The organism is Streptomyces sp. NPDC059355 (assembly GCF_042752335.1).
Lineage (GTDB): Bacteria > Actinomycetota > Actinomycetes > Streptomycetales > Streptomycetaceae > Streptomyces.
In genome coordinates, this window is the sequence record NZ_JBHYXN010000008.1 from 165,245 (window position 1) to 188,381 (window position 23,137).

Below are 23,137 nucleotides of genomic sequence, written 5' to 3' on the forward strand. Positions count from 1 at the left end.
GATGCGAGCCTACTGCTCCGCGCTCTGCCAGCAGTGGTGCGAGGCGGCTGTCTGCGTGGCTGAGGCGGAGTTTTCGCCTGCCGTCGAGCGGGAGGCGGAGTGGCTTCATGTTGCTGCACGTCTCCTGAACCTGCGTGAGCACCCCGCAGAAGTGGAGATGACTGATGGCCGGTGATCTGGACATCGTGGGTGGCGTCGCTGTCGACGTTGTTCCCATCGTCCCGAATTTCAACTCGCGGCTGAAAGCCCTCGTTCTCCCCATCGCCGACCGCGTAGGTCGGGAAGCGGGGGAACATATGGGCGACGCTATCTCGAACAACATCGTGATAGCGATCCCCAACGCAATCACGCGCGGCGGAAACGCCGCCCAAACGGCTGCAACGCGACAGGGAAGCGACGTTGGCGGGGCGTTTGCGCGGAGTATTCGCGCCAAACTGACGGCGGCTTTCAAGGCTATGCCCAAGCTAGATGTCCGGTTGGGCGATGCCGGCGTCGATGCTGAGCTGGCTCGTCTCCGAGCGCGCATGGAGGTGCTTTCCAACAAGCGAATCGGCATCGACATCGATGCTGCCGACGCTGAACGCGAGATCATCGCGGTAGACGCCGAACTTCGCCGGCTGGGAGCCTCGCACGCCAACATTGCCGTGCGGGCGGATACGGCGACGGCCCGTGCTGCTTTGGCGGAGATCCGGGCGGAGATCGCCGCTGTGGACGCGACAGAGCCGCGGGTGCGGGTCGACGTCGACGCGGGCGCCGCTCGCTCGGCTCTGCTTGGGCTGACCATCCAAGCGGCAGCCCTCACCGCCATCCCCGTCGGCCCGGTCCTGGCCGCAGGACTCGGAGCCGTGGTCTCCATGGCAACTGCGGCAGGCGCCGCGCTGGGGACGTTCGGTCTCGCGTCGATTCCCGCCATCAAGGGCGTCACGTCGGCCATGCAGGCTCAGACCCAGGCGCAGGACGAGCGCACGCAGGCGACGAATGCGGGCATCAATGCCGGCCTCCAGGAGCAGCAGCGCGCCTTGCAGATGGCTGCCGCTCAGCAGACGCTCGCCTCTGCGCGCCGCAGCGCCGCGTCCACCATCGCGACAGCTACGGATCAGGTGACACGGGCGGAACGCTCCCTCGCAGACGCTCAGCGGGCGGAGCTCACTGCGCAGGCGGAACTGACGCAGGCACGTCGCACGGCAGAGCAGCAGCTCCGGGCACTGGATGCCCAGTTGGCCGGCTCTGCCTTGGATCAGCGGTCCGCGACGCTGCGAGTCAAGGAAGCCCAGCAGGAACTTGACGCGACGCTGGACAACTCGAAGTCCACAGACATCCAGCGCGAACGCGCGCAACTGGCCTACGACGAGGCAGTTCAGGGGCTGAGGGACCAGACCGAGCGGCAGAAGGAGCTGAAGGCCTCCGCTGACGCGGCCCGTAAGGCTGGCGTCAACGGCTCTGAAGTCGTGCGGCGGGCTCAGGACCGGGTCACCGACGCTCAGCGAGCGACCGCGGATCAGTCCGCGGCCCTGGTGAAGGCACAGCAGGCGGTAGCCGAAGCGCATGTGAAGGCGGCAGAGCAGATCACTGCCGCGGAACGGGGCATCGAGTCAGCGCGGCTCAGCGCGTCGAAGGTGACTGGCAGCATCACGTCGAAGACCGACGCGTATGAAGAGGCTCTTCGGAAGCTGTCTCCGGTGCAGCGGGAGCTGTTCGAGTCCATCGCTGGACCGCGGGGTCTGAAGAGTGCGTATGCCGAGTGGCAGAAGTCGCTTCAGCCGGCGACGGTGCCTCTGTTCACGCGCGCCGTCAACGCCGTGAAGGCCTCTCTGCCGGGGCTGACGAACCTCGTCCTCGGCGCGGCCCGCGGAATCGACGTCCTCATGGGGAAGGCGTCGGCCGAACTGAAGACACCGTTCTGGACGAGCTTCAAGCGTGACATCTCGGAATCCGCAGAGCCGGCCCTCGTCAGTTTTGGAGTGGCGTTCGGTAATGTCATCGCCGGAATGGCGGGCATCGTCGACGCGTTCCTCCCGCACATGGATGGGATCGCGGCCAAGTCGGATTCCATCACTGAGCGGTTCGCTAAGTGGGGGAAGAGCCTCAAGGGCTCCCCGGACTTCGAGCGGTTCCTGGCCTACGTCAATCGAAATGCGCCGCCCCTCGCGGAATTCCTTGGCGATGTGCTCGGCGCACTGCTCGACGTCTCGCACGCGCTCGCGCCAGCATCGCAGATCATGTTCGAGGTTGTCGGCCCGCTATTCCGAGCTATTTCATGGCTCGCGACGAACGCCCCGGAATTTGTGATCGCCCTGTGGGGAATCTACTTCGCAACGAAGGCTATATCCCTCGGCATGGTGGCGTTCTCGGCGGCCATGATGGTGTACGAGGCCGTCATGATCGCCGGAACGATAGCGACGTCGGGGTTTGCCGTCGCTCTGGGGGCGACAGGAATCGTCCCGATCATTCGAGCCGTAGTCATCATCGTCGGGCTGCTCGTCGCAGGCGTCATCTGGGCGTACAAGAACGTCGGATGGTTCCACACGGCCGTTGACGTGGCCTGGAACGGGATCAAGGTCGCGACGCTCTTCCTCTGGGATAACGTCCTGAAGCCCGTGTTCGTCGGCCTCTGGACGATCTTGAAGGGTGTCGGAGTCGCAGCGATGTGGCTCTGGGAAAATGCACTCGGACCAGCATTCAGCTTTATCTGGGCCGCCGCGAAAATCCTGTTCACCATCGTTGTCGTGGGCGTTCTCACGCCGCTTTACCTGGCGTTTCAGGCGCTGGGTTGGATAGCTCAGTGGCTTTGGGAGAAGGTGCTAGGCCCCGTCTTCGGGTGGATAGGCGAGAAGGCCGTCTGGCTATACGAGAATGGGATCAAGCCAGCCTTCCAAGGGTTCGCGGATCAGCTGTCCGCCCTCGGAAAGGCGGCGCGCTGGCTCTGGGACAATTTCATCAGCCCCATCTTCTCGTGGATCGGGGATAAGGCGGCATGGCTTTACCGAGAGGGAGTCAAGCCGCACATTGATCGGCTGAGCTCACTGCTGGATTCCCTCTCCGACGGATTCTCGTCGACGAAGGACAACATCAAGCGGGCTTGGGATCAGATCAAGGACATCACGAAGGGCCCCGTCGAATTCGTCGCGAACATCGTCTACAACAAGGGCATCTTGCCCGTGTGGAACGCAGTCGCGGGAATTACCGGGGTGGAGAAGCTCAGTGAATTCAAGGGCTTCCACACTGGCGGTATTGCGTCGGGCTATTCGCCTGGACGTGACGACCGCCTGATCGCCGTCGGTGGCGGTGAGGCGATCATGCGCCCGGAGTGGACGCGCGCCATCGGCGCCGATCGGATCCACGCATGGAACGCCGCAGCCCGCTCCGGCGGTGTCAGCGGCGTACAGCGTGCTATCTCGGCGGGCATGCCGGCCTACGCGGACGGCGGCATTGTCGACTGGCTGAAGGACAAGGGTTCGCGCGTCGGATCGGCCTTGAAGGGCGGCTGGGACGCACTGAGTGATCCCGCTGCGCTCTTCGACGAGGTGACGGGCGGCGTAAAGGACAAGCTGAAGGCCCTGGCCTCTAACCGCTTCGCGCAGGCCGTCGGCAAGATGCCGGTGAAGATGCTCGAAGGGTTGAAGGCCAAGGCGGTCGAGTGGCTCTCCTTCGGCGGGGGCGAAGGTGGACTCTGGTCCCGCCCCGTCGACGCTGCCACGGGAACGTCGTTCGGTCAGGCCGGCGGCATGTGGTCGTCTGGCCGGCACACGGGTCTCGACTTCCCCGCGGCCGTAGGAATGCTCGTCCGTGCCGTCGCCGGCGGCAAGGTGTCGATGGCGACGGGCGGAGGTCCGTACGGCAACCACGTGATGATCAATCACGGCAACGGCCTGACGTCGCTGTACGCCCACCTGTCGGAGATCATGACGCAGGTTGGTCGCACCGTCCGCCAGGGCGAAACGATCGGCAAGGTCGGCGCTACCGGCAATGTCACCGGTCCGCACCTCCACCTGGAGGCGCGGATCAATGGCCGTGCGGTTGACCCCATGACCTACCTCTCCGGAGGTGGGGGCAAGGGCGGTGCGAGCGTTGAGCGTTGGCGCTCGGTTGTCCAGCACTCGCTTGCGCTGCTCGGTCAGCCAACGAGCCTGGCGGACACCACCCTGCGTCGGATGGACCAGGAGTCCGGCGGTAACCCGACGGCCGTGAACCTGTGGGACTCCAACGCGCGGGCAGGAACGCCGAGCGTGGGCCTTATGCAGGTGATCAAGCCGACCTTCGACGCTTACGCCGGCGGCATGCGTGACGTCGGTCCGAAGCTGTACGGCGTCTCAGCGGATCCCCTGGCCAACGTTTTCAGCTCCATGCGCTACGCCCTCTCCCGCTATGGCTCGCTGCCCAGCGCGTACAACCGCCCGGCGGTTACGCCGCGGGCGGGTTCCCCGGCATCGGGGAGCTGGCGTGGGTGGGGGAGCAGGGTCCGGAGCTCGTCCGGTTCCTCTCTCCGGCGCAGGTCTACAACAACCGCGACTCCATGGCGATGGCACGGCAGGCATCGAGCCTGAAGGGCCTGGCGCCCGCGGGCGGAGGCGCGCCGAACGTGGTCGTCGAGAACCGCGTATTCGTCGGTGATCGTGAAATCACGGACATCGTGAGGCACGAGGTCACCGTGCACACGGAAGGTGTGGCGGACCAACTCAACGTCGGCCGTCGCATCTGACGCACATCAAGCACACCCGGCCCCCTCCACCGCGCAGTGGAGGGGGCTTCCCTCTGCCCTCCACGGGCACCCCGAGACTTGGAGAGATCATGGACTGCACTCAGCCGATCAAGAACGCCCCCGTCACGTGCCCATGCGGTGCGGAGGTGCAGCAGACGGCCGGACCGGGCCGCGTCAAGCGGTACTGCAAGCCGTCGTGCGGCCGGGCCTGGCGCCGGCGTATGGCGGCAATGGGTTGGATCTGAGGCGCTCTTGACGGCCGGGTCCGGAGGCGTGACGGTTGTAGAACTCCGCGCAACTTCAATGACCTTGGAGCAGCCATGTCGCTACGCTACGTAGGTAAGGACCCGAATTCCGAGGAAGAGAACTGCCCCACTGTCCTCGTCGACGAGCAGACCGGGGACTACGTCCTTCAGGGCTGGGTCGCGGACGAGGGGACCATCACAGAGTGTGAGAAGTTCGGTCCCATCGCGCCGAACGAGGCCGTAATCCGACTCCCCGCACGCATGACGGAGCTGCTGAAGGAGGCGATCCGTGCCAACGAGCATCCCGACGTTCGCTGAGCTCCTGGCCAAGACGTCACATCACGCGCTCCACCTGGAGATGCGCGACGTCTACGGCGTTGAGTCGGAGGACAGCGCTTTCGCTGAGTGGAAGCGGGGCGGATCCCGGGACTTCAGTGACCGGTCGTCCTGGTGGTCGGGCTTCCATCAGACCGTTGCCGACGGCGTGAGCCGGGGTGTTCAGGTACGAAGGGCGCGAGTCGTCTCGGAGCCCGTATCGGAGTACATCCGGTTCGAGCACGCCGGAACCGTGAAGAATCTCGCGGCGGGTGAAGAGGTCCGCTGGCTTCCCCGGAGCCGCGCATCGGACCTCTTGCTACCCGGTAACGATGTGTGGATCTTCGACAACTACGCTCTGAAGTACGGGCTGTTCGATGGCGACGGCCGGCACGTCGGGGGACAGATGGTCTACGACCCCGAAGCCGTAGACCGCTGCCTGACGGCGTTCAACGCCGTATGGGAGCGCGCCACCCCGCACTCTGAGTACGAGCTCTGAACCATGTCCAAGGCTCCGTCAGCCCGCATTGAAGAGGCGCGGCAACGTGTCGCTAGGCGCCTCCGTGACCTCCGCCTAGATGCAGGGCTGACGGGGCAGGACATCGTGGAGCGCACCGGATGGCAGAAGTCGAAGGTGTCCCGGCTTCAGAATGCGGTTACGCCTCCGTCGACGGAGGACATCCGAACGTGGGCCCGAGTCTGCGGTGCCGAGGACCAGGCGGCCGACGTCATCGAGGAAGCCCGTACGGCTGACTCCATGTACTCAGATTGGCGCCGGAGAAACCGCCGTGGTCTGCGGTCCATGCAGGTTGCCCGCGGGGCTGTCCACCGCGAGACACAGCACATGAGGGTGTATAGCTCCACACTCGTGCCCGGCATGCTTCAGACGCGCGCCTACGCTGCTGCGCTCCTCGCCAACATCGCCCGTACGAAACGCATCCCCGACGACTCTGAGGCTGCCGCGGACACGCGCGTCGAGCGCTCAAAGATCATTCACGAAGGGGGTCGGACGTTCGTTTTCGTCCTGGAGGAGGCGGCACTTCGACGCCACATTGGGGGCTCCGACGTCATGGCCGAACAGCTTCTCCACCTCCTAGACGCTGCTCGATACCCGGCCGTGTCCCTCGGCGTCATTCCTGCCGGCACAGTGGTCAGGTGGCCGCTGGAGACGTTCACGGTGTACGACGACGAGAAGGTGTTCGTCGAGCTCCTCACGGCTGCGCTGACGATCTCAACACCGTCAGAAGTGGCGCAGTACGTCGACGCGCACCTTGAGATGATGCGTGCCGCTGTGTTCGGGCCTGAGGCTTACCGGATCATCGCGGGAGCAATACCGGAGCCGTCCTAAGTCGCGTAGAACCCGATAGAACTTCGTGGAACGTGCCTCCGTTCCCTCCATAACGTCGTCTGCAAGACGACAGCGGAGGTACGCAGTGGCGACGTCCATCAATGAGCCCGCACAGCGGGAAGTAGCCCGGCTCTTCATGCCTGTATGGCCGGCGGCTCCCCCGACCTGTGTGAAGTGCGTCAGCTGGGATCGCCAGCGAAAGACAGCCGTCGGACCCCTCCGCGGAACCGTCGTCAGCGACGCCAACGTATTGATCCGCCGCCACACCGCGCGGGGCCACCGATGAGGGGCGGCCTCGGCGCGAGCGATCGGGCGACGTGGCCGAAGCCGGCACCTGAGTGCCGGGTCTGCACAGCGTTAGCCGTCGAGCGTGGCGAGGCTCATGCGGCCCAAGACGTACGCACGGTTGCACAGGTCAACGCAGAGCTGCGCAACCATCCGCACCGACGCAGGCGGGGAGGGAGAGGCGCAGTATGAGCACCGTCCTACGTTTCGTGCAGCACCGCATCATCAGCCACCCTGAGGGCGAGCCCACGGTTTCCGCGCGGTGCCTCTCCGGAGACTGCGACTGGTCCGCCAGCCCCACCGCTGACGTCGCGTCCATTGACGTCGACTGCATGGCGCACACAGGTAAGACCGGGCACCCGACGTTCGCGCGGAGGTACGAGGACGTGGCGCTAGTGGAGCGGGTAGGCGAGTAACCCTCAGACCCGCGCGCCAGCCGTTGGTCACGACACAGGCGCGCGGCAGGGGCACAACTGGTGAGGTTGGCGCCCCCGGGGGCCCCCGCCGTTCTTCGGAGCGGCGGGGGCTTTCTTGTGACATGCTTATAGTGGCAACTTGGACACCCCGGAGTTCCGCGGGATGACCTTCCACGAGGTCCGCGCCCGCTCGGTCCTCAACCGGGTGCCCGGCGCCTCGCGCATGCCGTTCGAATGGACGGTCAACCCGTACCGCGGGTGCAGCCACGCCTGCGTGTACTGCTTCGCCCGCAAGACCCACGGCTACCTCGACCTCGACACCGGCATCGGTTTCGACTCGCAGATCGTCGTCAAGACCAACGCCCCCGAGCTGCTGCGCCGCGAACTCGCCTCGAGCCGGTGGGCCGGCGCACACATCGCCATGGGGACCAACGTCGACTGCTACCAGCGCGCCGAGGGCCGCTACCGGCTGATGCCCGGGATCATCGAGGCCCTGCTCGATCGGGCCAACCCCTTCTCCATCCTGACCAAGGGGACGCTGATCCTGCGCGACCTCCCGCTCCTGCGGCAGGCCGCCGCGGTCGCCGACGTCGGCATCTCCGTCTCCGTCGGCTTCACCGACACCGACCTGTGGCGCACCGTCGAGCCCGGCACCCCCTCCCCCGCCGCCCGGCTGGCCGCCGTACGGGCCCTCACCGACGCCGGCATCGAGTGCGGGGTGCTGATGGCCCCCGTCATCCCCTTCCTCGGGGACTCCCCCGAGCAGCTGCGCGCCACCGTCCGGGCCGTCGCCGAGTCCGGGGCGACCTCCGTGACACCCCTGGTACTCCATCTGCGGCCGGGCGCCCGCGAGTGGTTCACGGCGTGGCTGGCAGCACGCCACCCCCACCTCGTCGAACGGTACGAGCGGATGTACGCGGGCGGCTCGTACGCACCCACCTGGTACCAGCGCCAGATCACCCGGCAAGTCCACGAGCTCGCCGCCGAATTCGGCATCGGACCCTCCCGGCGGGGCGCGGCCCGCCGGATCCCCGTACCCGAACGCCCGGCCGGTCCGGCGCCCGCCGAGCCGGTCCAGCTCAGCCTCCTGTGACCTCGTACGGCCCCTGAAGGCTCATCACATCGGGCCAATCAGCGGCCCAATCCCGCCTTCCGGGCGCGGTTTCCGGGACGATTCCGCCCAGAACCCTCGGCTGGGAGGCCCCATGCTCCACCCCGCGTACCCTGCGACCCCCGCGAAGAAGCGCGGCCCGCTGACGAAGCGCGCCGCCGTCCTGCTGTCGGTCGCCACCGCGACCGTGGCCGCCGTCGTCACGAGCCCGGCGGGTGCCGCGCCGGCGGCCGCGGCGCCGGCCGCCTTGCCCGCCGCGCTGCGCTGGACCGGCTGTGCGACCCCGCGCTATCCGACGCTGCAGTGCGCCTCCCTCAAGGTTCCGCTCGACCACGACCACCCGGCCGGCCGGCAGATCTCGCTGGCCCTGACCCGGGTCCCGCACACCGCCGCCACCTCGCAGGGCCCGCTGCTCGTCAACCCCGGCGGGCCCGGCGGCAGCGGCCGGAGCCTGGCCGGGTTCATCGCCTCAGCGCTGCCCAAGGACGTGGCCGCCCAGTACGACGTCATCGGCTTCGACCCCCGGGGCGTCGGCAAGAGCGAGCCCGCCCTGGACTGCGGGCCCGGCCACTTCGCCCCCGTGCGCCCGGACTCCGTACCGCTCGACGCGCAGACCGAGCGGGCCAACCTGGACCGGGTGAAGTCCTTCGCCGAGTCCTGCCAGACCAGGCACGCGGACGTGCTCCCGTACATCGGCACCGTCTCGGCCGCCCACGACATCGAGGTGCTGCGCGGGGCCCTCGGCGCGGCGAAGGTCAGCTACTTCGGCTACTCGTACGGGACCTACCTGGGCGCGGTGTACGCCAAGCTCCACCCGGACCGGGTGCACCGCCTCGTCCTGGACTCCGTGGTCGACCCGGGCGGGGTCTGGTACGAGGACAACCTGGCCCAGGACCAGGCGTTCGACGCCCGCCACAAGTCCTTCCTGGCCTGGGTGGCCCAGTACGACGACAAGTACGGGCTGGGCACCGACCCGGCGGGGGTCGAGGAGCGCTGGTACGCGATGCGCGACGCCCTGCGCGGGACCCCGGCGGGCGGGAAGGTGGGCCCGGCGGAGCTGGAGGACACGTACATGCCGGGCGGCTACTACAACGGCTACTGGCCGGTCCTCGCCGAGGCCTTCTCCGCGTACGAGGTGGCGAAGGACCCCAAGCCCCTGGTGGCGGCGTACGAGCGGTTCGGGGCGGTGGAGCCCTCCGCGGGCAACAGCTACAGCGTGTACACGGCGGTGCAGTGCCGGGACTCGGCCTGGCCGAAGGACTGGAACCAGTGGCGTGCGGACATGTGGCGCACCCACGCGAAGGCCCCGTTCATGACCTGGAACAACGCCTGGTACAACGCCCCGTGCGCCTTCTGGCGGACGGAGCCGCTCGCGGCGCCGGACGTGACCAACGCCGACCTCCCGCCGGCCCTGCTGCTCCAGGCGACGGAGGACGCGGCGACCCCGTTCGAGGGGGCGCTGAGCATGAAGGGGAAGCTGAAGGGCTCGGCGCTGGTGGTCGAGGAGGGCGGCGGCAACCACGGGGTCGCGCTCAGCGGCAACAAGTGCCTGGACGAGAAGGTGGCGGCGTACCTGCGGAGCGGCCAGGCCTCGGACGCGACCTGCCCCGCCCCGCCGGCCCCGAAGCCCACCACGTCCACCCGCGCGGTCCCCCCGACCGCCGGCGGCACGGCCCTCCACGGCCTCCTGGGCTTCCGCGGGTAGGCATCGGATCGCGGCCGGGACGGCTTCAGCCTGCGGGTGACGGGACGGGTGGGACCGGCAGGACGGCGAAGGCCTCCACCTCCAGCAGGAGCTCCGGGCGGATCAGGGCGGCGACCTGGACGGCCGAGGACGTCGGCAGCAGGTCGGCGGGGATGACGGCGTCGCGCGCCTCCCTGACGGCCGGGAGGTGGGCGATGTCCGTGACGAAGTACGTCAGCTTCACCACGTCGTCGAAGGCCGCCCCGGCCGCGGCCAGGCAGCGCCGGAGGTTCTCGAACACCTGGCGGGCCTGCGCGGCGGCGTCGCCCTCGCCGACGATCCGGCCCTGTTCGTCGAAGGCGCACTGGCCGGAGACCGCGATGAACCGCCCGGTGCCCCAGGCGACGTGGCTGTAGCCCGTACCGGGGTGGACGCCTTCCGGCGCTGCGACGCGCGTGATGTGGCGGTGGCCGCGGTGGTCGCGGTGGTCGTCGGGCCCGCTCGTGAGGTCGCTCATGTGGCTGATCATGTCAGCGGGGCCGGCGATGTCAGCGCGGTGTGCGCAGTGTGCGCAGGGCCGCCGTCGCCGCCACCGCGAGGCGGGGGTGGGACTGGGCGCGGGTGAGGACCTCCCTGGCGCGCGGGTCGGCGAGGGCGCCGAGGCCCTCCACGCAGGCCAGGGCCACCCGCCAGTACGGCTCGTGCGGGGACAGCAGCCGGGACAGCGTGGCCATGAGGACCGGCGCCGATTCGGGGGCGCGCAGGATCGTGAGGAGCCGTACGGGCTGCAGGGCGTAGGCCGTGCGCAGGGTGTTGGTGGCCAGCGCCGCCGCCGCCCGGGCGGTGCGCGGGTCGCCCAGGACGGCGAGCGCCTCGGCGGCGGCCGCGCAGCGCGGCGGGTCGCGGTGGTTGAGCAGCAGCACCAGCGGCTCGAAGGCCCGCCGGTCCCCGGCCAGCCCGAGCCGGTACGCGGCCAGTTCGCGGGCCCACAGGGGCAGGCCGGCGGAGGTCAGGGAGGCGGCCAGCGCGTCGGGGCCCGCCGCGAGCAGCTCCCCGTACCGCGGGGACTCCCCGGATTCCGTTCGCAGGCGCTCCAGCACGTCGTTCACCCGGCCACCCTAGGGCGGCGCGGCCGCCGCCACGCCGGGTTTCCGCAGATGGTTGATCGATGATCGATGATCGGTACATTTGGGCGGTACAGGTCACATCTCCGTGCTCTGGCGCGGCAGTTACCGGCGGGTTACGCTCCCTTCAACGTACGAGGCCGGCCTGGTGACGCAGCCGCCCCGTATCAGTCGGTCCGGTAGCTCCCACGATTCCCGTGCACCAGCTACCTCTGCTGCCTTTCGTGTACGGCGCGACCCCGGGACAGGGTCCGCCGTTCTCCGCCCCGCGTTTCCTCACGGGCCGGTATCTCCGCCGCGCGTCGTGCGCCGTGCGGCCCCCTCAGTCGTCACCCTCTTCCACTGGAGTCCCGCGATGGACCTTCCGTCCACGTCCAGTCAGTCCACCGGCCAGTCCGCCTTCCAGACCATCGCCGTCATCGGCCTCGGCACCATGGGCACCGGCATCGCCGAGGTCCTCGCCCAGGCCGGCCGCGAGGTCATCGGCATCGACATCAGCGAGGCCGCCACCCGCCGGGCCACGGCCGCCCTCTCGGCCGCCACGGCCCGTTCGGTTGTCCGCGAGCGCCTCACCGAGCAGGAGCGCGAAGGCGTGCTCGCCCGCTTCCGCACCTTCACCGAGCTGTCCGCCGCGGCCGACGCCGACCTCGTCATCGAGGTCGTCCCGGAGAGCTACGAGCTCAAGCAGCGCCTCTTCCGCGAGCTCGACGCGATCGTCCGCCCCGACACGATCCTGGCCACCGGCACCAACGCCCTGTCGGTGACCCGGCTCGCCGCCGAGTCGCAGCGCCCCGAGCGCGTCCTCGGCCTGCACTTCTTCAACCCGGCCCCGGCGATGAAGCTGGTCGAGGTGGTCTCCAGCGTCCTGACCGCCCCGCCGGCCGTCGAGGCGGTCACCCTGCTGGCCCGCGAGCTCGGCAAGGAGCCCGTCTCCGTCGGTGACCGCCCCGGCTTCGTCGCGGACGGCCTGCTCTTCGGGTACCTCAACCAGGCCGCCGCGATGTACGAGTCGAAGTACGCCTCCCGCGAGGACATCGACGCGGCGATGCGGCTCGGCTGCGGTCTGCCCATGGGCCCGCTCGCGCTGCTCGACCTGATCGGCGTGGACACCGCCCGGACCGTCCTGGAGGCCATGTACGCCTCCTCCGGCGACCGGCTGCACGCCCCGGCCCCGATCCTGGGCCACCTCGCCGAGGCGGGCCTGACCGGACAGAAGGCCGGGCGCGGCTTCTACACGTACGGGGAGCCGGGCGGCTCCGCCGTCGTCCGCGACGCCCAGACCCCGCTGGACGGGGCCCGGCTCGGCGAGGGCCGGCCGGTCGCGAAGGTCGGCGTGGCCGGCTCCGGCACCATGGCGAGCGGCATCGCGCAGGTCTTCGCGCAGGCCGGCTTCGCGGTGGTGCTCGCCGCCCGCAGCCAGGAGAAGGCGTCCGCCGCGAAGGCCGCGATCGGAAAGTCCTTGGACCGTGCGGTGTCCAAGGGCCGGCTGACCGAGGAGAGCGCGGCGCGGACGCTGGAGCGGATCACCCCGGCCGGCTCGCTGGACGCCTTCGCCGACGTGGACCTGGCCGTGGAGGCGGTCGCCGAGGACCTGGCGGTCAAGCAGGAGCTGTTCGCGGCCCTCGACAAGATCTGCAGGCCCGGCGCGGTGCTGGCCACCACGACCTCCTCCCTGCCGGTGATCGCGATCGCCCGCGCGACCTCGCGTCCGCAGGACGTGATCGGCATGCACTTCTTCAACCCGGCTCCGGCGATGAAGCTGGTCGAGGTGGTCCGGACCGTCCTGACCTCCGACGACGTGCACGCCACGGTCCGCGAGATCTGCCTCAAGGTGCGCAAGCACCCGGTGGACTGCGGGGACCGGGCCGGGTTCATCGTCAACGCGCTGCTGTTCCCGTACTTGAACAACGCCGTGAAGATGGTCGAGCAGCACTATGCGACCCTCGACGACATCGACGCGGCGATGAAGCTGGGCGGCGGCTACCCGATGGGGCCCTTCGAGCTCCTGGACGTCGTCGGTCTGGACGTCTCGCTGGCGATCGAGAAGGTGCTCCACAAGGAGTTCCGCGATCCCGGCCTGGCCCCGTCCCCGCTGCTGGAGCACCTGGTGGCGGCGGGCTGCCTGGGCCGCAAGACCGGCCGCGGATTCCGTGAGTACGCCCGCCGGTAATCAGCGCCCCGGCCAGGTGCCCCCAGAGCCGGATGCGTGGGGAGGGCTGCTCGGGTCTGCCGCACCCTCACGGCAGGACGTACCTTCCGAGCCCAGTGCGGGCCCTCCCCCGCATCCACCCCTGCCCCACCCCCCTCAGGCGCGCTCCCCCGCGCGAATGAAGTACTTTCGCTCTATGTCCCAGCCCGCCAAGACCTCGCCCCGCGCCGCCACGGCCTCCGACAGCACCGAGAGCCCGGCGGGCACCAAGGCGGCCGCCCAGCGGCTCAAAATGCGCCGCGAGCTCGCCGCCGCCGCCATGGAGCTGTTCGCGACCAAGGGGTACGAGGCGACGACGGTCGACGAGATCGCCGCGACGGCGGGGGTGGCGCGCCGGACCTTCTTCCGGCACTTCCGGTCCAAGGAAGAGGCGATCTTCCCGGACCACGACGACACCCTGACCAGGGCCGAGGCGGTGCTGGACGTGGCCCCGGCGCACGAGCACCCGCTCGACACGGTGTGCCGCGGGATCAAGGAAGTCATGAAGATGTACGCCGCCTCGCCGGCGGTGTCGGTGGAGCGCTACCGGCTCACCCGCGAGGTGCCGGCGCTGCGGGAGCGGGAGATCGCCTCGGTGGCCCGGTACGAGCGGCTGTTCACCCGCTACCTGCTGGCCCACTTCGACGAGACCGACCACCACGACGGCAACGACGACCCGCTGCTGGCCGAGGTGGCCGCCTCGGCGGTCGTGACGGCCCACAACCACGTGCTGCGGCGCTGGCTGCGGGCGGGCGGCCAGGGGGACGTGGAGGCGCAGCTGGACCACGCCTTCTCGATCGTGCGGAAGACCTTCGGCACGGGGATCGGCGCGGGCCGCACCCTGGGCACCACGCCGGCAGCGGCCCCGGCCGCGCCGGCGCAGGTCCGTACACAGGGCGAGGTGCTGGTGGCGGTGGCCCGTACGGACGCCCCGCTCGACGAGGTCATGCGGACCATCGAGGAAGCGCTCAGAAACAAGCAGTAGTCGCACACATCACAGTGGCCGCTCCCGTTCCGGGGGCGGCCGCTTTTGTTTGTCCGACTTGCCCCTACTCGCGGGTAACCCTGATCGATCATCGCTCATCTGCGCAGGTCAATAGGCAAATGAGAGAAAGTTTTGGCACGCGGTGCCTTGCTAGGTGACACGGGGTGCCATACGTTGAATCTCGTCCGGATGTCCCCGCGGTCCACGCCCACTCGGCACGAACCGCGCCCCGGATGCCTGCGTCACCAGGCCCCGAGCGCACGCCTCACCACGGGCATCGCGCCAGCACCACAGCTCTCCCCCTGCCTTCGGCGGGGGGACCCCCACCGGACCGACGGCATTCGCAGTACGCCAGCACCACCCACACCACACCCGTTCCACGCACCCGCGTATCCCTCAGCGCACCCTCAGCGCTCGCCGGAGGCACACCGTGAAGGACATCCTGGACGCGATCCAGTCGCAGGCCGCAACGGCCGCCGACTTCGCGGCCCTGCCGCTCCCCGACTCGTACCGCGCGATCACCGTGCACAAGGACGAGGCGGAGATGTTCGCGGGGCTCACCACCCGTGAGAAGGACCCGCGCAAGTCCCTGCACCTCGACCAGGTCCCGGTGCCGGAGCTCGGCCCGGGCGAGGCCCTGGTGGCCGTCATGGCCTCCTCGGTCAACTACAACTCGGTCTGGACGTCGATCTTCGAGCCGGTGTCGACCTTCAACTTCCTGGAGCGTTACGGCAAGCTCAGCGACCTGAGCAAGCGCCACGACCTCCCGTACCACGTCATCGGCTCCGACCTCGCGGGCGTCGTGCTGCGCACCGGCCCGGGCGTCAACTCCTGGAAGCCGGGCGACGAGGTCGTCGCGCACTGCCTCTCGGTCGAGCTGGAGTCCTCGGACGGCCACAACGACACGATGCTCGACCCCGAGCAGCGCATCTGGGGCTTCGAGACCAACTTCGGCGGCCTGGCGGAGATCGCCCTCGTCAAGTCCAACCAGCTGATGCCGAAGCCCGGCCACCTGAGCTGGGAGGAGGCCGCCTCCCCCGGCCTGGTCAACTCCACCGCCTACCGCCAGCTGGTCTCGCGCAACGGCGCCGGCATGAAGCAGGGCGACAACGTCCTGATCTGGGGCGCCAGCGGCGGACTCGGCTCGTACGCCACCCAGTTCGCGCTGGCCGGCGGCGCCAACCCGATCTGCGTGGTCTCCAGCGAGCAGAAGGCGGACATCTGCCGCTCGATGGGTGCGACCGCGATCATCGACCGCAGCGCCGAGGGCTACAAGTTCTGGAAGGACGAGCACACCCAGGACCCCAAGGAGTGGAAGCGCTTCGGCAAGCGCATCCGCGAGCTGACCGGCGGCGAGGACATCGACATCGTCTTCGAGCACCCCGGCCGGGAGACCTTCGGCGCGAGCGTCTACGTCACGCGCAAGGGCGGCACCATCACCACCTGCGCCTCGACCTCGGGCTACATGCACGAGTACGACAACCGCTACCTGTGGATGTCGCTCAAGCGGATCATCGGCTCTCACTTCGCCAACTACCGCGAGGCGTGGGAAGCCAACCGCCTGATCGCCAAGGGCAAGATCCACCCCACGCTGTCCAAGGTCTACTCCCTGGAGGAGACCGGCCAGGCCGCGTACGACGTCCACCGCAACCTCCACCAGGGCAAGGTCGGCGTCCTGGCGCTGGCCCCCGAGGAGGGCCTGGGCGTGCGCGACCACGAGCTGCGCGCGACGCACCTCGAGGCGATCAACCGCTTCCGCAACATCTGAACCGTCTGAATCGTCTGAGTCGGCTCAAAGGCCATAAGGATCGCCTGAGATGACAGAGCGCCAGAAAGACCGTCCGTGGCTCATGCGGACGTACGCCGGCCACTCCACGGCCGAGGCGTCCAACGAGTTGTACCGCCGCAACCTCGCCAAGGGCCAGACCGGCCTGTCGGTCGCGTTCGACCTCCCGACGCAGACCGGCTACGACCCCGACCACATCCTCGCCCGCGGCGAGGTGGGCCGGGTCGGGGTCCCGGTCTCCCATCTGGGTGACATGCGGCGGCTGTTCCAGGACATCCCCCTGGAGCAGATGAACACCTCGATGACGATCAACGCCACCGCCATGTGGCTGCTGGCGCTCTACCAGGTGGCCGCCGAGGAGCAGGGCGCGGACATCGCCCAGCTCCAGGGCACCACCCAGAACGACATCGTCAAGGAGTACCTCTCGCGCGGGACGCACGTCTTCCCGCCCGGGCCCTCGCTCCGCCTGACGACGGACATGATCGCGTACACGGTCAACCACATCCCGAAGTGGAACCCGATCAACATCTGCTCGTACCACCTCCAGGAGGCCGGGGCCACCCCGGTCCAGGAGATCTCGTACGCGATGTCGACCGCGATCGCCGTGCTGGACTCGGTGCGCGACTCCGGCCAGGTCCCGGAGGATCGTTTCGGCGAAGTGGTCGCCCGTATCTCGTTCTTCGTGAACGCGGGCGTCCGCTTCATCGAGGAGATGTGCAAGATGCGCGCCTTCGGCCGCATCTGGGACCAGGTCACCCGCGAGCGCTACGGCATCGAGAAAGCCAAGCAGCGCCGCTTCCGGTACGGCGTCCAGGTCAACTCCCTGGGCCTGACCGAGGCCCAGCCGGAGAACAACGTCCAGCGCATCGTGCTGGAGATGCTCGCGGTCACCCTCTCCAAGGACGCCCGCGCCCGCGCCGTGCAGCTGCCCGCCTGGAACGAGGCGCTGGGCCTGCCCCGGCCCTGGGACCAGCAGTGGTCGCTGCGCATCCAGCAGGTCCTGGCGCACGAGAGCGACCTGCTGGAGTACGAGGACATCTTCGCCGGATCCCACGTCATCGAGGCCAAAGTCGACTCCCTGGTCGTCGACTGCCTGGCCGAGATCGACCGGATCCAGGAGATGGGCGGCGCGATGGCCGCCGTCGAGTCCGGGTACCTGAAGTCCCAGCTGGTCTCCTCGCACGCCGAGCGGCGCGCCCGGATCGAGGCCGGCGACGACAAGATCGTCGGCGTGAACTGCTTCGTGCAGACCGAGGAGAACCCGCTGACGGCCGACCTGGACGGCGCCATCATGACGGTCGACCCGGCCGTCGAGGCGCTGACCGTGGAGCGGATCACCCGCTGGCGGGCCGAGCGGCAGGAGTCCTCGGACCGGCAGGGCGACGGCGACCCGTTCGTCTTCCCGACGGTGATGCAGTCCCTGGACCGGCTCAAGGAGGCCGCGGCCGGGACCGAGAACCTGATGGAGGCCACCCTGGAGTGCGCCCGCGCGGGTGTCACCACCGGTGAGTGGGCGAACGCCCTGCGCGAGGTGTTCGGCGAGTTCCGCGCCCCGACCGGGGTCTCCTCGGCCCCGGTGGCGGTCACCGCCGAGGAGGGCACGCCCATGGCCCTCGTCCGCGAGAAGGTCGCCCGTACCGCCGAGGACCTCGGCTCCGGCCGGCTGCGCCTGCTGGTCGGCAAGCCGGGCCTGGACGGGCACTCCAACGGCGCCGAGCAGATCGCCGTGCGGGCCCGCGACGCCGGATTCGAGGTGGTCTACCAGGGCATCCGGCTGACGCCCGAGGAGATCTCCTCGGCGGCGCTGGCCGAGGACGTGCACTGCGTGGGACTGTCCATCCTGTCCGGCTCGCACAGCGCGCTCGTGCCGGACGTGCTGGAACGCCTCCGTACGGCGGGGGCGGGTGACATCCCCGTGGTCCTCGGCGGCATCATTCCGAACGCCGACGCCATCGCCCTCAAGGCGGCCGGCGTGGCCGCCGTCTTCACACCCAAGGACTTCGGTATCACGGAGATCATCGGCCGTATCGTCGACGAGATCCGGAAAGCGAACAAGCTCGACCCTCTGGAGGTCCCCGCATGACCACGCCCTCTTCCCCCGTGAACCGGCTGCGTCCGCGCCGCTCCTGCCTCGCGGTGCCGGGATCGAACCCGCGCTTCCTGGAGAAGGCCCAGGGCCTGCCGGCCGACCAGGTCTTCCTCGACCTGGAGGACGCCTGCGCCCCGCTCGCCAAGGAAGGCGCCCGCCACACGATCGTGGACGCGCTGAACAACGGTGACTGGACCGGCAAGACCCGGGTCGTGCGCGTCAACGACTGGACCACGCACTGGACGTACCGCGACGTCATCACGGTCGTGGAGGGCGCGGGCCAGAACCTCGACTGCATCATGCTGCCGAAGGTCCAGGACGCCCAGCAGGTCGTGGCGCTGGACCTGCTGCTGACGCAGATCGAGAAGACGATGGGCTTCGAGGTCGGCAAGATCGGCATCGAGGCGCAGATCGAGAACGCCAAGGGCCTGGTCAACGTCGACGAGATCGCCGCCGCCTCTCCGCGGCTGGAGACCATCATCTTCGGCCCGGCCGACTTCATGGCCTCGATCAACATGAAGTCGCTGGTCGTGGGCATGCAGCCGCCCGGCTACCCGGCGGACGCCTACCACTACATCCTGATGCGGATCCTGATGGCGGCCCGCATGCACAACCTCCAGGCGATCGACGGTCCCTTCCTGCAGATCCGCGACGTGGACGCGTACCGCGAGGTGGCGGGCCGGGCGGCGGCGCTGGGCTTCGACGGCAAGTGGGTGCTGCACCCGGGCCAGGTCGACGCGGCCAACGAGGTCTTCTCCCCCTCCCAGGAGGACTACGACCACTCCGAGCTGATCCTCGACGCGTACGACTGGTGCACCTCCGAGGCCGGCGGCAAGAAGGGCTCGGCCATGCTCGGCGACGAGATGATCGACGAGGCCAGCCGCAAGATGGCCCTGGTCATCGCGGGCAAGGGCCGCGCGGCCGGCATGCAGCGCACCACCAAGTTCGAGATCCCGGAGGCCTGATCCCGATGCAGTTCGGACGCACGTACGAGGAGTTCGAGGTCGGTGCGCTCTACAAGCACTGGCCCGGGAAGACGGTCACGGAGTACGACGACCACCTCTTCTGCCTGCTGACCATGAATCACCACCCGCTCCACATGGACAGCAATTACGCCGAGAACACGACCGACTTCGGCAAGAACGTGGTCGTGGGCAACTACATCTACTCGCTGCTGCTCGGCATGTCCGTGCCGGACGTCTCCGGGAAGGCCATCGCCAACCTGGAGATCGAGTCGCTGCGGCACGTGGCGCCGACCTTCCACGGCGACACGATCTACGGCGAGACGACCGTCCTGGACAAGACCCCGTCCAAGTCGAAGAACGACCGCGGGATCGTCTACGTGGAGACCAAGGGCTACAAGCAGGACGGCACCCTCGTCTGCGTCTTCCGGCGCAAGGTGATGGTCCCGACCGAGGCGTACATCAAGGAGCGCGGCGGCGAGCAGCCCGGCCGCCCGCAGCTGAAGGAACAGGGGAAGTAGCCATGGCCCGACTCGCCCAGACCGCCGGGCTGACCGACGTCCAGCGGGAGATCCTCAAGACCGTCCGGGAGTTCGTCGACAAGGAGATCATCCCGGTCGCGACCGAGCTCGAACACCGTGACGAGTACCCGCAGCAGATCGTGGACGGCCTCAAGGAGCTCGGCCTCTTCGGCCTGATGATTCCGGAGGAGTACGGCGGCCTGGGTGAGTCGCTGCTCACCTACGCGCTGTGCGTGGAGGAGATAGCTCGGGGCTGGATGTCCGTCTCGGGCATCATCAACACCCACTTCATCGTGGCGTACATGCTCAAGCAGCACGGCACGCAGGAGCAGAAGGACCACTTCCTCCCCCGCATGGCACTCGGCGAGGTGCGCGGCGCGTTCTCGATGTCCGAGCCGGGGCTGGGCTCCGACGTGTCGGCCATCACGTCGAAGGCGGTGAAGGACGGCGACGAGTACGTCCTGAACGGCCAGAAGATGTGGCTGACGAACGGCGGCTCCTCGACCCTGGTGGCCGTCCTGGTCCGAAGTGACGAAGGACACCCCGAGGGCACGGCCCCGCACAAGTCGATGACGACCTTCCTCGTCGAGAAGGAGCCGGGCTTCGGTGAGGTCCGTCCGGGCCTGACCATCCCGGGCAAGATCGACAAGATGGGCTACAAGGGCGTCGACACGACCGAGCTGATCATGGACGGACTGCGCATTCCGGCCAATCGGGTCCTCGGAGGCCAGACAGGCCGAGGGTTTTACCAAATGATGGACGGGGTCGAGGTCGGCCGCGTGAACGTGGCGGCGCGTGGCTGCGGCGTCGCTCAGCGTGCGTTCGAGCTGGGTGTCTCCTATGCCCAGCAACGTCACACTTTCGGCAAGGCGATCGCCGAGCACCAGGCCATCCAGTTCAAGCTGGCCGAGATGGCTACCAAGGTCGAGGCCGCCCATGCGATGATGGTCAATGCAGCACGCAAAAAGGACTCCGGGGAACGAAACGACCTGGAGGCAGGGATGGCGAAGTACCTCGCCTCCGAATACTGCAAGGAGGTAGTCGAGGACGCCTTCCGTATCCATGGCGGCTACGGGTTCTCGAAGGAGTACGAGATCGAGCGCCTCTACCGGGAGGCACCGATGCTGCTGATCGGTGAGGGTACGGCCGAGATCCAGAAAATGATCATCGGTCGACGCCTGCTCGAGGAGTACCGACTGCAGGGCTGAAAGTCCCTTTTGCGGCGGATCCTCCATGGGTTCGTCGCAAAAGAATCACTGGCAGTCACTGGCTGGCGGCCATCGACTCGGCTTCTGGCTTGCCCAGTTGTTGCGTGCAACCGATAGCATTCCAGTAAAGCCGCCGTCCCGTCCCCCTGTTTGCGGCGCGGCAATCACCCGCTACGAAGGTCATCCATGCCCCACAGCCAAACCTCTGCACCTCGCGTCGGCATCCTCGGTGGACGTCTCGCACGCGGAGCATCGCCGTGGCTTCTGCCGACCGTCGCCACCGCTGCGCTCAGCCTCACCCGGGCCCGCAAGTCCGGCCGCTGGGCCGCGGTGGCCGTGCCCACCACCGCTCTCGCGGCGGGCATGCTGTGGTTCTTCCGCGACCCCGAGCGTGAGATCACGCAGGGCCGTGTCATCTCGCCCGCCGACGGTGTGGTGCAGAGCATCATGCCGTGGAAGGACGGGCGGACCCGGGTCGCGATCTTCATGAGCCCGCTGAACGTCCACGTCAACCGCGCGCCCCTCGCGGGCACGGTGACGTCCGTGGAGCACGTCCCGGGCGGGTTCGTCCCGGCGTTCAACAAGGAGAGCGAGAACAACGAACGCGTTGTCTGGCACTTCGACACCGAACTCGGCGACATCGAGATGGTGCAGATCGCCGGCGCCGTCGCACGCCGCATCGTCCCGTACCTGCCGGCCGGCACCAAGGTGGAGCAGGGCGAACGCATCGGTCTGATCCGTTTCGGCTCCCGCGTCGACATCTACCTCCCCGAGGGTGTCGAGGTCGCGGTCGAGGTCGGACAGGCCACCACCGCGGGGGTGACCCGAATTGACCGTGACTGACCCTGAGACTCCCACCACACCGTCGGGCGGCTGGGTACCCGAGGCCGCGGAGGAGGAGTCCGCCGAGGACGACATGCCGCTCTCGCTGCGGCTGTCGATAGCGGACACCCTCACCCTCGGCAACGCGACGTGCGGATTCATGGCGGTGTACTTCACCACCACCGGGATCCTCATCCCGCACCTCACCGGCAGCGGCGAGTCGGGCATGGCCCGCAACAGCGCCGCGACGGCGGTGATACTGATGCTGCTCGCCGCGGTCTTCGACCTCTTCGACGGCATCGTGGCCCGCAAGCTGCGCAGCTCGCCGATGGGCGCCGAGCTGGACAACCTGTCCGACCTGATCAGCTTCGGCCTGGCTCCCGCGTACTTCGTGCTCGTGTACGGCATGGTCGCCGACGACGCTGTGCAGAAGATGTCCGCGCTGGCCGCGATCGTGGTGCTGCTGGCCGTGGTGCTCAGACTCGCGAGATTCAGCTGCGTGACCATGAAGGACGGCATGTTCCAGGGCATGCCGAGCCCCTTCGGCGCGCTGACGGTCGTCTCGATCGTCCTGCTGGAGCTGCCGTTCATCCCGACGCTCCTGGCGATCATCGGGGTGGCCTGGCTGATGGTGAGCCGGGTCGAGTACCCGAAGCCGCGGGGCGTCCTCGCGGTGGCGATGCTGAGCTGGATCATCGGGGCCATGGGCCTCCTGGCGGCCTGGGCGTTCGACGCTCCGGGCGGTCAGGTGCTGCTTCAGGCGGGCTGCGCCCTGCAGATCGCTCTGGCGGCGACCATCCCGCTGTTCGCGACGACCCGTCGCGCGAACACCTTCCGCCACAACCGCCGCGAGGCGCGAGCGGCGTCGCAGCTCCCGTAGCCGCACGCAGTCCCCGAAGGGCCCCCGAGGTGATCACACCCCGGGGGCCCTTCGCGTACCCGGGAGCCTCCGCCTGCACTGGCGCTGCGAGGGGGCGGGGCCGGTGGCGGGGCGGGGGGCCGTCCGGGGTAGGCATGATTTATGGCCCCGTCCCGGCATCGACGACCTCGGCCGGGTTACGGGCCACAAATCACGTTTTACACCCCGGACGACCCCCCGCCCCGCCACCGTCCCCGCCCGGGCAGCTCAATCGAAGCCAGCCGGCCGGGGTCGGGGGCGGGGTGGGGCGCTGTCCGGGGTGTAAAACGTGATTTGTGGCCCAGGCCCCCGGGCACACGGCGCTCCCGCTCAGGGGCCATAAATCATGCCTACCCCGGGCAGCGCCCCCCCCCCGCCCCCCCCCCCGGCCCCCCCCGGCCCCCCCCCCGCCCCCCCCGGGGGGGGGCGGCGGGGGGGGGGGGAAGGGGCG

At 68.8% G+C, this 23,137-nt stretch carries 18 protein-coding genes; 16 read left to right on the forward strand and 2 right to left on the reverse strand.

The window, feature by feature from the left end; all coding sequences use genetic code 11:
• Nucleotides 1-164: 164 nt before the first annotated feature.
• The 7 genes from ACFXGI_RS10770 to ACFXGI_RS10800 all read left to right on the forward strand — a co-directional run bounded on the left by ACFXGI_RS10770 (nucleotide 165) and on the right by ACFXGI_RS10800 (nucleotide 10,124).
• A complete protein-coding gene (locus tag ACFXGI_RS10770; RefSeq protein WP_384705074.1) occupies nucleotides 165-4,544 on the forward strand; it encodes a peptidoglycan DD-metalloendopeptidase family protein in 4,380 nt (1,459 codons plus the stop codon).
• A complete protein-coding gene (locus ACFXGI_RS10775) occupies nucleotides 4,514-4,699 on the forward strand; it encodes a hypothetical protein (protein WP_384705075.1) in 186 nt (61 codons plus the stop codon). The genes ACFXGI_RS10770 and ACFXGI_RS10775 overlap by 31 nt, the downstream gene beginning before the upstream one ends.
• Before the next feature lie 320 nt (nucleotides 4,700-5,019).
• Entirely contained in the window at nucleotides 5,020-5,262 is a 243-nt protein-coding gene (locus ACFXGI_RS10780) for a hypothetical protein (protein ID WP_384705076.1), read from the forward strand.
• On the forward strand, nucleotides 5,234-5,758 hold the full coding sequence (locus ACFXGI_RS10785) for a DUF6879 family protein (RefSeq protein WP_384705077.1): 525 nt from the start codon (nucleotides 5,234-5,236) through the stop codon (nucleotides 5,756-5,758). The genes ACFXGI_RS10780 and ACFXGI_RS10785 overlap by 29 nt, the downstream gene beginning before the upstream one ends.
• A 3-nt stretch (nucleotides 5,759-5,761) precedes the next feature.
• Nucleotides 5,762-6,607, forward strand: a complete 846-nt coding sequence (locus ACFXGI_RS10790; protein ID WP_384705078.1) for a helix-turn-helix domain-containing protein — start codon at nucleotides 5,762-5,764, stop codon at nucleotides 6,605-6,607.
• 840 nt (nucleotides 6,608-7,447) lie between these two features.
• Nucleotides 7,448-8,401, forward strand: coding sequence for an Rv2578c family radical SAM protein (locus ACFXGI_RS10795; RefSeq protein WP_384705079.1), 954 nt, complete (start codon nucleotides 7,448-7,450; stop codon nucleotides 8,399-8,401).
• A gap of 112 nt (nucleotides 8,402-8,513) precedes the next feature.
• The gene (locus ACFXGI_RS10800) at nucleotides 8,514-10,124 is read left to right on the forward strand and encodes an alpha/beta hydrolase (RefSeq protein WP_384705080.1); all 1,611 of its coding nucleotides are present in this window, start codon (nucleotides 8,514-8,516) and stop codon (nucleotides 10,122-10,124) included.
• 25 nt (nucleotides 10,125-10,149) lie between these two features.
• On the opposite strand, the gene ACFXGI_RS10805 is transcribed toward ACFXGI_RS10800, so the two are convergent.
• Both ACFXGI_RS10805 and ACFXGI_RS10810 read right to left on the reverse strand, forming a co-directional pair.
• Nucleotides 10,150-10,620, reverse strand: a complete 471-nt coding sequence (locus tag ACFXGI_RS10805; protein WP_384705081.1) for a RidA family protein — start codon at nucleotides 10,618-10,620, stop codon at nucleotides 10,150-10,152.
• Nucleotides 10,621-10,651: 31 nt separating this feature from the next.
• A complete protein-coding gene (locus ACFXGI_RS10810; RefSeq protein ID WP_384705082.1) occupies nucleotides 10,652-11,212 on the reverse strand; it encodes an adenylosuccinate lyase in 561 nt (186 codons plus the stop codon).
• 370 nt (nucleotides 11,213-11,582) lie between these two features.
• Between ACFXGI_RS10810 and ACFXGI_RS10815 the strand changes: the two genes are divergently transcribed.
• The 9 genes from ACFXGI_RS10815 to pssA all read left to right on the forward strand — a co-directional run bounded on the left by ACFXGI_RS10815 (nucleotide 11,583) and on the right by pssA (nucleotide 22,668).
• Nucleotides 11,583-13,397: a 3-hydroxyacyl-CoA dehydrogenase family protein gene (locus ACFXGI_RS10815; protein WP_384705083.1), complete on the forward strand. Its 1,815-nt coding sequence runs from the start codon at nucleotides 11,583-11,585 to the stop codon at nucleotides 13,395-13,397.
• 175 nt (nucleotides 13,398-13,572) lie between these two features.
• On the forward strand, nucleotides 13,573-14,400 hold the full coding sequence (locus tag ACFXGI_RS10820; protein ID WP_384705084.1) for a TetR family transcriptional regulator: 828 nt from the start codon (nucleotides 13,573-13,575) through the stop codon (nucleotides 14,398-14,400).
• 430 nt (nucleotides 14,401-14,830) lie between these two features.
• Nucleotides 14,831-16,168 carry a crotonyl-CoA carboxylase/reductase gene (ccrA, locus tag ACFXGI_RS10825; protein ID WP_384705085.1) on the forward strand — a complete coding sequence of 446 codons (1,338 nt, stop codon included), beginning with the start codon at nucleotides 14,831-14,833 and terminating at the stop codon, nucleotides 16,166-16,168.
• A 49-nt stretch (nucleotides 16,169-16,217) separates the two neighbouring features.
• Nucleotides 16,218-18,269: a protein meaA gene (locus ACFXGI_RS10830; RefSeq protein WP_384705086.1), complete on the forward strand. Its 2,052-nt coding sequence runs from the start codon at nucleotides 16,218-16,220 to the stop codon at nucleotides 18,267-18,269.
• Nucleotides 18,266-19,240: an HpcH/HpaI aldolase/citrate lyase family protein gene (locus ACFXGI_RS10835; protein WP_383510234.1), complete on the forward strand. Its 975-nt coding sequence runs from the start codon at nucleotides 18,266-18,268 to the stop codon at nucleotides 19,238-19,240. Before ACFXGI_RS10830 ends, ACFXGI_RS10835 begins: the two co-directional genes overlap by 4 nt.
• 5 nt (nucleotides 19,241-19,245) lie before the next feature.
• Nucleotides 19,246-19,758, forward strand: coding sequence for a MaoC family dehydratase (locus tag ACFXGI_RS10840; RefSeq protein WP_384705087.1), 513 nt, complete (start codon nucleotides 19,246-19,248; stop codon nucleotides 19,756-19,758).
• 2 nt (nucleotides 19,759-19,760) lie between these two features.
• The gene (locus ACFXGI_RS10845) at nucleotides 19,761-20,966 is read left to right on the forward strand and encodes an acyl-CoA dehydrogenase family protein (RefSeq protein WP_030868030.1); all 1,206 of its coding nucleotides are present in this window, start codon (nucleotides 19,761-19,763) and stop codon (nucleotides 20,964-20,966) included.
• 186 nt (nucleotides 20,967-21,152) lie between these two features.
• Nucleotides 21,153-21,809: a phosphatidylserine decarboxylase gene (locus ACFXGI_RS10850; protein WP_384705088.1), complete on the forward strand. Its 657-nt coding sequence runs from the start codon at nucleotides 21,153-21,155 to the stop codon at nucleotides 21,807-21,809.
• 73 nt (nucleotides 21,810-21,882) lie between these two features.
• Complete coding sequence (pssA, locus tag ACFXGI_RS10855; RefSeq protein ID WP_384705127.1) at nucleotides 21,883-22,668, forward strand: CDP-diacylglycerol--serine O-phosphatidyltransferase; 786 nt, start codon at nucleotides 21,883-21,885, stop codon at nucleotides 22,666-22,668.
• The last annotated feature ends 469 nt before the right edge of the window (nucleotides 22,669-23,137 follow it).

What these genes read in the sequence shown, in the direction of transcription:
- ACFXGI_RS10775 (WP_384705075.1), top strand. Translation starts at nt 4,514, where the DNA reads ATGGCGATGGCACGGCAGGCATCGAGCCTGAAGGGCCTGGCGCCCGCG.
- ACFXGI_RS10805 (WP_384705081.1), bottom strand. Translation starts at nt 10,620, where the DNA reads ATGAGCGACCTCACGAGCGGGCCCGACGACCACCGCGACCACCGCGGC.
- ACFXGI_RS10845 (WP_030868030.1), top strand. Translation starts at nt 19,761, where the DNA reads ATGGCCCGACTCGCCCAGACCGCCGGGCTGACCGACGTCCAGCGGGAG.
- pssA (WP_384705127.1), top strand. Translation starts at nt 21,883, where the DNA reads ATGCCGCTCTCGCTGCGGCTGTCGATAGCGGACACCCTCACCCTCGGC.
- ACFXGI_RS10820 (WP_384705084.1), top strand. Translation starts at nt 13,573, where the DNA reads ATGTCCCAGCCCGCCAAGACCTCGCCCCGCGCCGCCACGGCCTCCGAC.
- ACFXGI_RS10800 (WP_384705080.1), top strand. Translation starts at nt 8,514, where the DNA reads ATGCTCCACCCCGCGTACCCTGCGACCCCCGCGAAGAAGCGCGGCCCG.
- ACFXGI_RS10830 (WP_384705086.1), top strand. Translation starts at nt 16,218, where the DNA reads ATGACAGAGCGCCAGAAAGACCGTCCGTGGCTCATGCGGACGTACGCC.
- ACFXGI_RS10835 (WP_383510234.1), top strand. Translation starts at nt 18,266, where the DNA reads ATGACCACGCCCTCTTCCCCCGTGAACCGGCTGCGTCCGCGCCGCTCC.
- ACFXGI_RS10770 (WP_384705074.1), top strand. Translation starts at nt 165, where the DNA reads ATGGCCGGTGATCTGGACATCGTGGGTGGCGTCGCTGTCGACGTTGTT.
- ACFXGI_RS10850 (WP_384705088.1), top strand. Translation starts at nt 21,153, where the DNA reads ATGCCCCACAGCCAAACCTCTGCACCTCGCGTCGGCATCCTCGGTGGA.
- ACFXGI_RS10840 (WP_384705087.1), top strand. Translation starts at nt 19,246, where the DNA reads ATGCAGTTCGGACGCACGTACGAGGAGTTCGAGGTCGGTGCGCTCTAC.
- ACFXGI_RS10790 (WP_384705078.1), top strand. Translation starts at nt 5,762, where the DNA reads ATGTCCAAGGCTCCGTCAGCCCGCATTGAAGAGGCGCGGCAACGTGTC.
- ACFXGI_RS10815 (WP_384705083.1), top strand. Translation starts at nt 11,583, where the DNA reads ATGGACCTTCCGTCCACGTCCAGTCAGTCCACCGGCCAGTCCGCCTTC.
- ACFXGI_RS10780 (WP_384705076.1), top strand. Translation starts at nt 5,020, where the DNA reads ATGTCGCTACGCTACGTAGGTAAGGACCCGAATTCCGAGGAAGAGAAC.